This is a genomic window from Kitasatospora sp. NBC_01287 (genome assembly GCF_026340565.1).
GTDB lineage: Bacteria > Actinomycetota > Actinomycetes > Streptomycetales > Streptomycetaceae > Kitasatospora.
The window spans coordinates 1-12,201 of the sequence record NZ_JAPEPB010000002.1 but is presented as its reverse complement, the minus strand read 5'-3'; the positions used below and the strand labels follow the sequence as shown (position 1 = coordinate 12,201).

The 12,201-nt window shown below is 72.8% G+C and carries 9 protein-coding genes; 8 read left to right on the top strand and 1 reads right to left on the bottom strand.

The features are described 5' to 3' along the window. The first annotated feature begins 186 nt into the window (after window positions 1-186). From OG455_RS36745 to OG455_RS36715, 7 genes are all read left to right on the top strand, one after another. Window positions 187-759 (top strand): DNA-binding protein, encoded by a 573-nt coding sequence (locus OG455_RS36745; RefSeq protein ID WP_266288786.1) that lies wholly within the window; start codon window positions 187-189, stop codon window positions 757-759. A 5-nt stretch (window positions 760-764) separates the two neighbouring features. Beyond that, a complete protein-coding gene (locus OG455_RS36740; RefSeq protein ID WP_266288784.1) occupies window positions 765-2,975 on the top strand; it encodes a hypothetical protein in 2,211 nt (736 codons plus the stop codon). Further along, entirely contained in the window at window positions 2,972-3,679 is a 708-nt protein-coding gene (locus OG455_RS36735) for a helix-turn-helix domain containing protein (RefSeq protein WP_266288782.1), read from the top strand. The genes OG455_RS36740 and OG455_RS36735 overlap by 4 nt, the downstream gene beginning before the upstream one ends. A 122-nt stretch (window positions 3,680-3,801) precedes the next feature. After that, window positions 3,802-6,153 carry a DEAD/DEAH box helicase gene (locus OG455_RS36730; protein ID WP_266288780.1) on the top strand — a complete coding sequence of 784 codons (2,352 nt, stop codon included), beginning with the start codon at window positions 3,802-3,804 and terminating at the stop codon, window positions 6,151-6,153. A gap of 86 nt (window positions 6,154-6,239) precedes the next feature. Next, entirely contained in the window at window positions 6,240-7,232 is a 993-nt protein-coding gene (locus tag OG455_RS36725) for a hypothetical protein (protein ID WP_266288778.1), read from the top strand. A 163-nt stretch (window positions 7,233-7,395) separates the two neighbouring features. Continuing rightward, complete coding sequence (locus OG455_RS36720) at window positions 7,396-8,400, top strand: HNH endonuclease signature motif containing protein (RefSeq protein WP_266288776.1); 1,005 nt, start codon at window positions 7,396-7,398, stop codon at window positions 8,398-8,400. A gap of 195 nt (window positions 8,401-8,595) precedes the next feature. Then, window positions 8,596-9,030: a hypothetical protein gene (locus OG455_RS36715; RefSeq protein WP_266288774.1), complete on the top strand. Its 435-nt coding sequence runs from the start codon at window positions 8,596-8,598 to the stop codon at window positions 9,028-9,030. Between the two features lie 65 nt (window positions 9,031-9,095). On the opposite strand, the gene OG455_RS36710 is transcribed toward OG455_RS36715, so the two are convergent. After that, window positions 9,096-9,506, bottom strand: a complete 411-nt coding sequence (locus OG455_RS36710) for a hypothetical protein (RefSeq protein ID WP_266288772.1) — start codon at window positions 9,504-9,506, stop codon at window positions 9,096-9,098. Window positions 9,507-9,678: 172 nt separating this feature from the next. Here OG455_RS36710 and OG455_RS36705 point away from each other — a divergent pair, with 172 nt between their 5' ends. Beyond that, on the top strand, window positions 9,679-10,086 hold the full coding sequence (locus tag OG455_RS36705) for a hypothetical protein (RefSeq protein ID WP_266288770.1): 408 nt from the start codon (window positions 9,679-9,681) through the stop codon (window positions 10,084-10,086). Window positions 10,087-12,201 lie beyond the last annotated feature (2,115 nt).

Below are 12,201 nucleotides of genomic sequence, written 5' to 3'. Positions count from 1 at the left end.
CGAGGCCCGAGCGTTGACGTCGCGCCCCGCATGCTTTTACGACTTACTAAAAAGGCGTGGACAGTGTCGGCGGGGAGGCGTAGGGTCGTCCTAGCGTTTTAAGTTAGATGAATAGGCGTGGAGGTTGTGGGTGTGTTCGTGACGACGGGTCAAGCCGGTGCGGCGTTGGGGTGTTCGATCCCGACGGTGAAGAAGTTGCTGGCCACCGGAGTGGTCCCCGGTGTGCGCGAGCAGGGCCGGCAGGTGTTCCCGCTGGCCGCCCTCCAGGCACTCCAGGCTCGGCCCATCGCCGACCTGACCGTGCTCGGCACGCCCGAGGTCGCGGTACTGCGCTCGGACGCTCCCGCGAAGGTGGACGAGCCGGACCGCGAGTGGATCGGCTTCGGAACCGCACTGGACCAGGTGCAGCTGCTGGCCGCGCTGTCGGGCTGGTGGCGGTGCGACCCGGCCCGGGTCGCGGCCGGCGGGGTGCTGCCGGTGACGGTGGCCGGGTTCGTGGTCGCGGTGCTGACCGGCCTGGCCGAGTGGGAGGCCGACGGCACCGTCGGCACCGCGGCCCGTTTCCGCTTCCCGAAGGCGCGCCTGGCCGGCTACCTGACCGACCTCACCGCTCCCGCGAACGCCGCCGACCCCACCGACCCCGAGGAGGCCCGCCTGGCGGGCCTGCTGCTCGGCACCCGCCTGGCATCGGTGTCCGGTGGCCCGATCGCCTACGTCACCACCAACCCGACGACCGACACCACCGCCGAGGGGGAGTAAGCCTGATGGACCGCAAGACGTACACCGCCGAGCTCGCCGGTCTGCGCGAGCTGCGTACCGAGATCACGGCCGCCGAGAAGCAGGTCGCTGCCGCGCAGAAGGAGCTGGACAAGCTCACCGCCCAGCGTGCGCGCCGGGTTGCCGGGCTGGCGGGGTACGAGGGCGCCCAGGCGCCGGCCATCGCGAAGGCCTCCGGGCTGTCGGTCGGCGACGTCGTGCGGATCGCGCCGCTGCTGGACCCGACCCCGGCCGCCGTCCGCACCGCCAAGACCGACGACCAGGCCGCCGCCGACGCTGCGCCCGCCCCGGCGCCCGTGGCCGAGGCCGAGCCCGCCGCCGCGGTGGCCCCGGCGCTGACTCGCCCTGCCGCCGTCGTCGAGCAGCCGACCCCGATCGCCCCGGCCGTCGAGGCGCCGACCGTGGTCGAGGACCAGGCCATCGTCGAGCAGCCAGCCCCGGCCGCGCCCGTCGCCGCTGAGCCGGTCGTCCCGGCGGCTCCGGTCGCTCCGGTCGCTGCTGGGCCGCGCGAGCTGCCGACCCTTCCCGAAGGCCCGGCGGGCGCGCGGTTCGAGGCCGTGACCACCGGGCTGGTGTCCAAGCGCCCGAACTTCGTCCAGCAGGCCCGCTCCACGGTGTTCCTGGACGCGGCGACCGGCGACCTGGCGGTGCGCGACCGCGTGGTGCGCCTGGACCTCGGCGCCCGCACCCCGGGCGAGATCCTGGACGCCGTCCAGGCCACCGCGCCCGGCACCGAACGCATCTACATCACCGCCGGCGCCCCCTGGCACGACGGCGCCGAACGCTACTCCACTCTCAAGGACGCCGTCGCCGCCTGGCTCAACACCCCCAGCGAGCGGTGGACCACCGCCGTCGGCTCCGGCCGGGACAAGCTCGCCGGGCACTTCGTCCACCAGCGCCAGCCGGTCGGCCGCTACGCCCCCGCAGCCGCCCCCGACAGCGGCAGCACCGAGATCCGTTCGATGGGGGAGTGGTTCGACCCGGACAGCGCCGACGTCGTCACCTGCCGCCAGGCGTTCACGCTGCTGTGGCAGGCGCTGCGCCGGCACTGGGACGACGCGGTCTTGATGGGCTCCCCGAGCCAGACGGGCCGGGACCTGTGGTCGCGGACCATCCCGACCACGGGCAAGTGGGCGGGTGGCTATCCGGTGCTGTCGGAGGAGCTGCGGGGTCTGCTGCACGCGACCGGCGGTCAGGGCCGTACCGAGCTGATCCTGCCTCCCCGGGTGCCGGAGCAGCTGCCCGCGCTGGTCGAGTACGACCGCACCTTCGCCTACGCCAAGCACCTGTGGAAGAGCCCGGTCGGTGTGCCGCGCCGCATCACCGCCGCCGCGTTCGCCGCGATGACGGAGGCCGAGCAGGTCAAGGCGCTGATGTCCTGCTCGCACTGGAACGTGCGGGTGACCGTCCCGGCCGGGTGGAACCACGTTGGGTTGTTGCCCGCGCCGGTGACCGGTGACCGGGCCTGGGTCTATCCCTCGGAGCCGGGTGCCACGTTCACCACGTGGGCGGGCGGTGCGGAGGTCCACCTGGCGCTGTCCAACCACCTGATGCCGTGGAAGGTCGAGATCCTCGGTGGCCTGCTGTTCGAGGACGGCAAGCCGCTGGACGAGTGGGGCAAGCGGTTGAAGGCCGCCTGGGCGGACCTGACCAACCTCTCCCGCATCCACGGGGACGAGCGGCAGCGGCAGGCGGCCTACCTCGCCTCCCGGGCGGTCCGGTCGGTGCTGCTGTTCGGCCTGGGCGGCTTCGCGCAGCGCCCGCGCCTGGTCTCCGGCACCACCCCGCTGGGCGAGGCGCTCCCGGCCGGGGTCGAGATCCTGGGCCAGGACGGCGAGGTGGTGACCTGGCAGCGGCAGGCCGGCTTCTCCCGCGACCCCTACGCGCACCCGGAGTGGGCGGCGTACGTGTGGTCGGGGGCCCGGGCGGCGCTGCTGGACATGAAGTACCGGCAGGGCAAGGAGGTCATCGGCTACGCCGGGGCGCTGCACGCGAAGCCGGGCACGGTCGTCTACTTCGGCACGGACGGCATCGCCCTGACCGAGCGCCAGCCGTGGCCGTACCGAGGGGAGCCGGGCGACTACCTCCTCAAGGGTCACCTCACCGGCCCGGTCGAGCACCCGACCAGCCAGGAGCAGTACCTCAAGCTGCGCGGCCTGGGCCGCGCCGAACTCACGCAGACGGGAGCTGACCGGTGAGCCCGGCCGACCCGAACAACCCCAACGAGGCCGCCCGCCTGACGCAGGAGCTGCTCGACCAGGGCTACACCAAGCGCCAGGTTGCCAAGATGCTCGGCCGCGACGCGAGCTTGGTGTCCCAGTTCTTCACCAAGGGCAAGGGCAAGGCGTTCGTCGGCGCGCTGCGCCAGGTCGTGCGCGCGGTGCGCGGTGGCGAGCGGGACGAGGAGGCGCTGTCCGGCATCGCGGAGGCGAACACCAGCCGCCGCCGTACCAAGACCGGGCAGAAGGCCCGGGTGCGCGGCAAGGACGTCGTCGGTGAGGCGGGCGGGTCGATGGCCGGCCGCGCCGGGAAGCAGGCCATCAAGTCCGGCGCCTCCCACCTCGCGCCGGTCGTCCACGAGACCGGCCAGGCCGGCGGCCGCCTGGCCTTCACGGTTCGGATGAAGGCCAACCAGTACACGTACTCGGCCGGGTCGGAGAAGGACTCGCCGGGTCTGCGCCGCGGCTTCATCCCGCGCGCGGACGGCACCGAGGAGCGCACCTACGGCTCCGCCTCCACGGGCGGGTTCGACGCCGCCGAGTGGTCCCAGCGCGTCGCGGACCATCACGGCGACGTCACCGAGGCGATGCGGGCCTGGCTGGTGGAGACCGGCCGCGCTGTCGAGGAAGCCGACATCGCCTACCTGGAAGTCCGCGGGTGGGTGCCGCCCGAGCAGCAGTAGACAGTCCGGTCGGCCTCTCCCCATCCATGACCTGGCCCCGGGGAGAGGCCGCCCGCCCCGACCCTCCCACAGCACCGAGCGCCTCGCCGAGCCGTCTCAGCATCCGAAGGAGAAGCACTGCCGTGGAGACCACCACCGCCACCGAGGCCGACGTGCCGGCCGCGTTCCGCGCCGCAGCCGCTCAGCCGGTCCCGGCGCAGCCGTCCGGCACTGTCGTGAACCCGTTGCCGCTGCACTGGTTCCAGAAGGACGCCGTCGCGGCCGCGGTGCGCGAGGTGAAGGACGGCGGCCGGGCGACGGTGGTCGCGGCGACCGGCTCCGGCAAGACCCTGATCGCGGCCGGCTGCGCCCGGCGTCTGGCCGCTCGGGGCCGGGTGCTGGTGCTGGTGCCGACGATCGAGCTGCTGGAGCAGACCGCCGAGGCGTGGTCGCTGCGGGGCGGGCGTCGGGGTTTGGCGGTGGCGGCGTGCTCGCGGGAGGAGGCGCTGGAGAGCGCGGAGGCCGGCGGGCGGGTCCACGCCCAGGTGACCACACAGGCCGTCCGGATCACCGACCTGGTCAACGGCGCCCCGGACAACCAGCCGGTCACCGTGTACGCCACCTACGCCTCGCTGGAGCGCATCGTCCAGGCCCACCAGGGCTGGGGTTTGGCCCAGTGGGACCTCGTGATCATCGACGAGGCCCACCGCACGGCAGGCGCCGAAGGGAAGGCGTGGGCGGCCGTCCACGACGACGCCCAGGTCCCGGCGAAGCGCCGGCTGTACTTCACCGCCACCCCGCGGATCGCGGACGACCGGCGGGCGAAGGACGGCCTGGCCGACCTCGCCGACACCGAAGGCGCCGAGAAGCTGCCCGTCCTGTGCTCCATGGACTCGGAGGAGATCTACGGCAAGGTCTGTTTCACCTGGACGCTCGGCCAGGGCATCGAACACGGCTACCTCGCCGACTACCGGGTGCTCGTGCCGGTGGTGACGGACGAGGATCTGCGCGAGCTGCTCAACCTCCCGGCCGTCGCCGACCTGCGCTCCCAGCGCAGCAACGAGGAGCTGCTGCGCCTCGCGTTGCAGATCGCGGTGCTGCGCGCCGTCGCCGACCTCGACCTGCGCCGGGTCATCACCTTCCATTCCCGGGTGTCCACGGCGCGGGAGTTCGCGAGCACCCTGCTGGAGACCGCGGAACTGCTGCCCGACGCGGAGCGCCCGGAGCGACTGACCGCCCTCGCCGTGGCCGGCACCGACCGGCTCAAGGACCGCCGGGCCGCCTTCACCACGTTCAAGTCCGCCACCGGTGAGGACGGCGAGGAGTGCTGCATCCTCTGCAACAGCCGGCTCCTGACGGAGGGCATCGACGTCGCCGCCGTGGACGCCATCTGCTTCGCGGACCCGAAGTCGAGCGTCATCGACATCGTCCAGGCCGTCGGCCGGGCGCTGCGCCAGTCCTACCGCCAGGGCAAGGTTAGCTGGGTCATCATCCCGGTCTACCTGCCGACGCCGGAGATCGGCGACGACACCGCCACCGCGCACCCGGCCGAGGTCCACGACGCGGGCGAGGCCGTGAAGGCCGAGGCCGACGCCGAGATCGAGGCCTCCTCTTTCCGTACGATCTGGCGAGTCTTGCGCGCCCTGGCCGCGCACGACGCCCGGGTGGTCGGCCGCATCACCGAGCTGCGCGCCAGCCGCTCGCAGGGCACCGCGCACACCACCGCGGCCACGCCGGCCGAGAGCCAGGCTGCCGGGGCCGGGGAGGGCGAGCAGCAGCCGGCCCCGGTGGAGTCGCCGATCGAGTGGCTGCGGATCAACGCGAAGCAGCACGCCGCGCGGATCCTCCAGACCGTCAAGCTGCGGGCGTTCAACCCGCGCGCGGTCGAGTGGCAGCGCATGCACGCCGTCGCGGCGGTCTTCCACCTCCAGCACGGCCACCTCGACCCCACCGACAAGACCAAGCACGCCGAGCTGATCTCCTGGCTCACCCGCCAGCGCCACCTCCACGGCCAGCGCCTCCTCGACGCCGCCCGGATCAGCGAGCTGGACGCCCTCGGCATGATCTGGTCGAAGAACGCCAACGCCTGGGAACGTGGGGCCGCCTACGCCGCAGCCTTCCACCACCAGCACGGTCACCTGGCAATCCCCGCCACCGCGAAGCTGGACGACTACGCGGTGGGCGCCTGGATGCGCCGCCAGCGCAAGGCCGACAACCTCACCACGGACCAGGTCGCCAAGCTCGACTCGCTGGACGAGCTGTGGCGCCTGGAGCCCGACTGGAACCGCTCCTACCGCCGCCTGCTCGCTTACCTCGCCGCCGGCGGCACCCTCGACGGCCCGGCCAACCGCACCGGCGGCGGGGCCGACCCGGCCTTCCGGCCCGGCACCTGGCTGCGCAAGCAGGACAAGGCCCGCACCGAGGGCAAGCTGACCGACCACCAGGCCGCGCTCCTGGACGCGCTCACCCGGCACGCCGAGACCGTCACCGGCTGACCCTCCCCGCAAGATCCCGCCGTCCCGGCCCACCCAGGCCGGGACGGCCGTCGCACCTCGTTCCCGACTTCCGGAGGCACCGCGCGATGACCGACACCACCCGCCCCGACCCCGCCGCCGCACCCGATCGGCTGGACCTGGCCCTGTACAGCAGCCGGCCCACGCCCGGCGACCGGGACCTGGGCCGCCCGATCCTCGACTCCCCGTCGGTGCGCGGCTCGATGTGGCTGCGCTGGACCCGGCATGACGGCATCCGCACTCTGCACCACGGCGCCAGCCTGGCCCGCGGCTGGGTGGAGAAGGACGTGGACGGCCTGGACGGCTGGGTGGCCCTGGTCGAGGGCCGGATCGTCCGCAGCGCCCGCCTGGGCCTCGCCGTGCCGGAGCCCGTGGTGCACGCCGAGTCGTGGGAGGCCGGCGCGACGCTGCACGCCGCCCTCGCCCAGCACCCGGCCCACACCGACCACGGCCTGGACGAGGACGAGCCCGACGACCAGGAGCACGGGCTGCTCGGCGCCGTCCGCAGCCGGGTCCGCCGCCGGGCGGCCGGGATGACCCTGGAGAACATCCAGCAGGCCCTGCACCGTGCCCGGGACGACGAGCGCGCCGCCGACCGGCACGCCGACGCCGGGGACGAGACCGCCTTCGCCACCGCGGCCATCGTCTGCGCCGAGTGGCAGCGCGTGCGCGACCACACCGCCGAAACCCGGGCCGAGCGCTACGACCCCGACCACGACACCGCCCTCCAGCACGCGCTGCGCCGTGAGCGCCACCAGCAGGACGTCGCCGCCTGCGCCCGCGAGGCCGCCCACCAGGCCCGCCAAACCACCGATGTTGCCCACCGCCGCTTGGCCGGCCGAGTCGCCGAACCGCTCTACACCGCCCTGGACCGCGCCGGCCTCTACACGTTGACCGACGACGACCACCAGGCCGTCCGCAACCTCACCCAGAACCTCGACCCCGCCACGCTGCGCCAGGTCATGAGCTGGCTGGAGCGCACCCGCACCGCGGCCCTCGCCCTGCGCGGCACAGAGCAGGCCTCGCCCGCCCGTCCGAGGGTGCGCCGAAGCCAGTTCTGACGGGCCCCCGACGGCCAGGAACCGCCCGGCCACGGCGGGGGAGTCATACAGGGGATCGGGGCAGGACTACTGCGGCAGCGGCCCGGAAGGCGGCCGTTGCGTGGGGACGGCACGAGGACGCGGTTCAGGCCGACGTCGGCTCCGGGGCCAGGAGGGGGACTCAGTGGTGTACAGAACGGTCAGTGCGTTTCTGCACGCGGTGGCAGAGCAGGTCTCGGGGGAGATCGAGGGGGAGCGGCTCGTGGTGTCGCGCGGCGCCGGCGGCACGTTGAGCGTGGGGCGGCACCGCCGTGTGTACCAGGTCGTCGAGTTCGCGGCCCCGACTGAGCCAGCGTGGGCCGCCCTCCTAGAACTCTGGGAGCGGATGGGCCTATTCGGTCCGCACGACGCGTTCCTGATCCGCAATGAGCGCGTGGTGCGGTCCTACGGAACCACCAAGAGCTGGGGGCACGACCCGTGGTTCGGTGACTACGAGGTGAGGGACACCGTCCGCAGAATCCGCCACCTCCAACAGGCGATCACGGCCCCGCTGGAAGCCATTCTGACCGGAGCGATGGCGACTCCGCCGGCCACGTCGTCGGCACAGGAAACGCAGGCCCTACGGTCGGCACCGTCTATCCCCGCGCAGAAGGTGGTGGAGGAACCGAGCCCCGCCGAGGCTCAGCGCCTGGGGGTATGCCCGGTGTGCGAGAAGAGCGGCCTTCCCCCGGGACGGCTGCGCCATCTGCGCTGTGAGCGCTCGGCCAAGCGCCCCGAGGAGCCCGTCGCCGAGTCAGGGCCGGAGACGGGCGACGCCGAGTACCGGCGCCTGGTCGCCATGGTCGAACAGCGGGAGGAGGGCACGCGAGGACAGCGGCGCAAGGGGTCGGACCGTCCGGTCCGCATCGACGCGGCAGTACGGGCGGTGCTGCTCCGTTGCGGCGGGTTGTGCGAGAACCCGGAGTGCACAGGGCAGCCCGATGACGTCACTGCCGCCGGCGAGCCGATCCTGGAGGTGGACCACATCGACCCGATCGGAAGCGGTGGCCGCGATCACCCCTCGAACATGGCCGCCCTCTGCCCGAACTGCCATGCAATCAGGACGAGGGGCCGTCGAGCGGTCGAGCTGACCGGGATCCTCCTCGCCGTTGCCACCGCCGCGCATCGGAAGTGGCTCTCGGCGGAGTAGCCGGCCGCTCGAGCAGGCGGCGGGCTCGGCCTCTGCCCAGGCGGAACCACGCAGTCGCGGACGGCGCTGGTCGAAGCGCGACCTGACGGTCCGTGCCTGGCGAAAGGTGTTGACCTTGCTGTTCAGCGGGCGTTGGATAGGCGCTCCGGGCCAGGCCCCACACCGGCCCGCAGCACAGGAAGGAACCGATGCCCTGTGACCGACTCCCACGCCGAGCGGCCGAGCACCCGCCGCCTTATTGACTGTCAGGACTGCCAGGCCAGGCCGGACAGCGGCGACGTCCGCACTCTCTCTGTCGGCCAGGACATGGCCGTCACGGAGATCTGGCACACCGACAAGTGCCCCACATACACAATCGAGCGGATCCTCCTGGAGGCCGGCGCCGCGAAGGTCAAGGAACAGGACGCGAGGGCCAAGGAGGCATTCCCCATAGCCCACCAGCGGCTTCAGGAAGCAGCAGCCGCTGTCCCGGCCGACAACGTCGCGGCGCCGTTCGTTACGGCCCTCCTGGAACTCGTCCAGGCCCAGGCCGACCACACCGGCCGTTTCGTCACCCTGCCGACCTGGACCGAGATCCTCGACCGGAACTTCCCACCACAGGACAGCCTGAGCGGCACCACACCCAGCTGACGACGGCATGCCGAAGGCGCCGGCCCCCATATGGTCGGCGCCTTCGGCATGCCACACGATGGGGGTCAGAGCAGCTTCATCGCGGCCTCGGTGGTGGCGGCCAGGACGAAGGTGTCGACGTCCACCTCGATGGGCAGGGAGCCGGCCGCGCCGCCGCCCCACTTGATGGCCGAGATCAACCAGCCAGCTGTGAAGGGCACGGGGATGTCGAACCGGTGACGGGCCTGGTGGGCGATCAGGCCGTAGGTACGGGTGGCGCGCTCCGCATCGCGGATCAGCAGCCACCGCAGGGCGTGTGCCGTCGATGGCGTTGGGTCGGGAAGGCCGGCGTACTGTGCGCTCTCGTGGGTGGCCTCTCCGTCGGCCCACCTCTCGCGGAACCTGGTGGTTCCCGGGCTGATCAGCGACAGGTACGCGGCCTCGCGCAGAACCTCGGTCGTGACGTGGAGCGGGAGTTCGGTGGCCTGGTCGAACACGTGCGATCTCCGATCTGCCAGTGCAGCAATACCCCGCCACGCTACGTGCCGTTCCGGTGACTCCGGGCCTGAACGAGGAGATCCACCCTCACTCGTGTGTGACCCTCCGGCTGGGCTGCGCTGCTTCGTCGGCGCCCCACTGTGCACAGCTGGCCCGGGCCAGGGTGGCGCCATGACGACGACGAAGAAGACCGCAGCGCCCTGTCAGGCCCACGCCGCCAGCGGCTGGGACAACTGCCCGGTGGCAGAGCTGCGCACCGTCCAGACACGGCTCCTGGCGCTGCTGGAGCGGTACGCCGACGGCCCGCTGGGCATGGACTACCAGTTCAGCCCGGACGAGACCACCCACCGGGCGATCCGCCTGCTCGCGGCCCTCCTGGACGTGCGGCCTAGGGCCGTACGTCGCCACGCCCGCGGCTCCCGTTGGCCCGCCGGCCGCAAGCTGCGCCAGGCGGTGAACCACCGCACGGAGGAGGAGTTCTGCCCCGTGCGCCTGGCCGAACGGGCAGCGAAGCAGGCCCGCGCGGAAGCAGCGGATGCCCGGCGCGGAGCCGCGCGTGCGAGCCACGGAGAGAAGTAGCTCACCCCACCGTGGGGTGTGACCTGTTGGTTGTGGTGGGCCGTGTTTTGGCCCTGGGGGGCGGGTTGTCTGGACCTTTGGTTGTGCCTGTTGGGGGTGGTGGCGGGGTCGGGTGTGGGGTGGGGTTTGGTGACTGTGTGTGGTGGTGGCTGTCGTCCGGTGCCGTCGTCGCCGTCTCGGGGGCGGGTGGGGTGGTGTGGGCTGTTTTGGGGGGTGAATTCCGCTGGTAATTCCGTGTGGTTGTTTTGGCGGGTTGGCCGTCGGGTGGTGGTGTGAATTCGGGTCGGAATTGCGGTGGTGCGGTGGTGGCGGGGGTTGGTGTTCGGTTTGGTGGGGGTCGGGCCCGGCGTCGTCCGGGCCTGCTGCGCCCCTCTGCTCGGTGGTCGCCGTCGGGTGGCCGGCCTCGGCGGCTTCCCGCTTCCCCGGCGCCTGCCTGCCTGCCTGCCCGTCCGCTGCTGGGCGCGGCCGTCGTCCTGGTCGGCCGCGCCGTCCCGCTGCGCCGGGGCTCGGCCGCGCCGTGGCTGGGTGGCCGTCAGGCCGCCGTGGAGGCTGCTGTGGTGGCGGCTCGGGAGTGGTCGGCGGGTTGTCGCGCCCCTTGTCGCGTTGCCTGTCGCGATGGGGTGGTGTCGTGTGGTGTGACGTGGGCGGATACCCCTGATCCCCTGTGTGGGCTGGGCGCGACAGGTGGGTGCGACAGGGTGCCGGGGGCGGGGCCGCGGCTGCTGCTCGGTGGTGGCGGTCGGGAAGGCCGGCCTTCTCGACGGCCTGGTCCTGGTGGTGGTGCTCGGCGGCCGGTGGCGGGCGGCCGGGCGGCGGGTGCGAGGTGCAACGCGGGGGTGCAACACGGTGTTGCGCCGGAGTGCAACACGGGGCCTGTTGCGGGTCTGACCAGGCGTTATGTGGCTGGGAGGGCCCGGGGCGGGCGTGTTGCGGTGCCGTGTTGCACCAGCTGCGCCTGGCCGCCGGCCTCGACGCCTGGCCGCGCCTGCTGCTGCGCCCTGGCCGCGCGTCCTGGTCGGCCGCCAGGCCGGTCCCGGTGCGCCCGGCTTGGTCGTCTCGCCCCGCCGTGTCCGTGCCCGCCCTGGCCGCCGTCCCCGGTCCGTCCTGGCCCGGTGTTCGGTTTGGTGGTGCTGCTCTGGGAATTGCCCGGTTGGCGGTGCGCGCTGTTTTCCGGGTGGTCTGGATTGGCGGTCGCGGTGTCGGTGGCGAGGGCCGTAGGCCCCTTTCCGGCGTGCCTGAATTTGATTTCTTGTCGCTGCGCCGCGTGGGGCTTTCTGATTTTGCCCTGAAAGAGAGCGGAAGGGAATTCACATTCTCACTGGAAGCGCGCCCGGATAGAGCCGGGATGGAAGGTTGCGGCGAGGTTGGCTGTTCGCGTCTCGGGCCCATCCGGAAACCGGTAGGATAGAGCTGTACGGAAGCCGGGGAAACGCCGCCGGATACGCTTCGGATGCCGGTCCCGAGTCTGTGGTTGAGGGCCCGTCAGGGGCCGCCGTGCGGGGCGCCCGTGAGGGCCCGCCACGGAGGCCGGGGAGGACCGGACCGGACCGGTGCCCGGAGGTGACCGCCGAGGGCCGCAGGCCCCGTTCGGAGGGCGGCGGATGGGCCGTCAGCCCAGCAAGCAGGGCCGTCAGCCCAGCAAGCAGGCGGCTGACCGGCCGTCGGCCGGGACCGGGGGAGGGGCCCCGGGGGGTGGGGTTGTGGCTGATACCCGAAGTCCGCGACACATCGTCAACACCGAGGGCCGCAGGCCCGGGCCGGCACCCCGTCCGATCGGGGGGATGGGCCGCTACCCGAATTCCGCGTCACATCGTCAACGCTCACCCCCGGGCGCAGCCCGGAAAGCGCGGTCAGCAAACCGGCCCGTAGGGCCGTGAAAAGGCCAGCCCAAGAAAGCCGGAAAGCCGACCGGTTGACGGGCCGTAGGCCCGGGACAATGCCACGGAAATGGCGGAGCGCAGCGACGCCCGACGCCCGCCCCGACGGCGCGTGCCGCGCCCACGAATTCGCCACCGGCGAATTCCCCCAGCCACGCACCGCCCAGCCCGGCGCAGCCGGGCAACACCACGCACGGTGACGGCGCAGCCGTCACCCCCTGGCTGACGCCGCGTCAGC

Bases quoted from the DNA above. Each gene is read 5' to 3' on its own strand.
- OG455_RS36740 (WP_266288784.1), top strand. From the start codon at position 765: ATGGACCGCAAGACGTACACCGCCGAGCTCGCCGGTCTGCGCGAGCTG.
- OG455_RS36725 (WP_266288778.1), top strand. From the start codon at position 6,240: ATGACCGACACCACCCGCCCCGACCCCGCCGCCGCACCCGATCGGCTG.
- OG455_RS36705 (WP_266288770.1), top strand. From the start codon at position 9,679: ATGACGACGACGAAGAAGACCGCAGCGCCCTGTCAGGCCCACGCCGCC.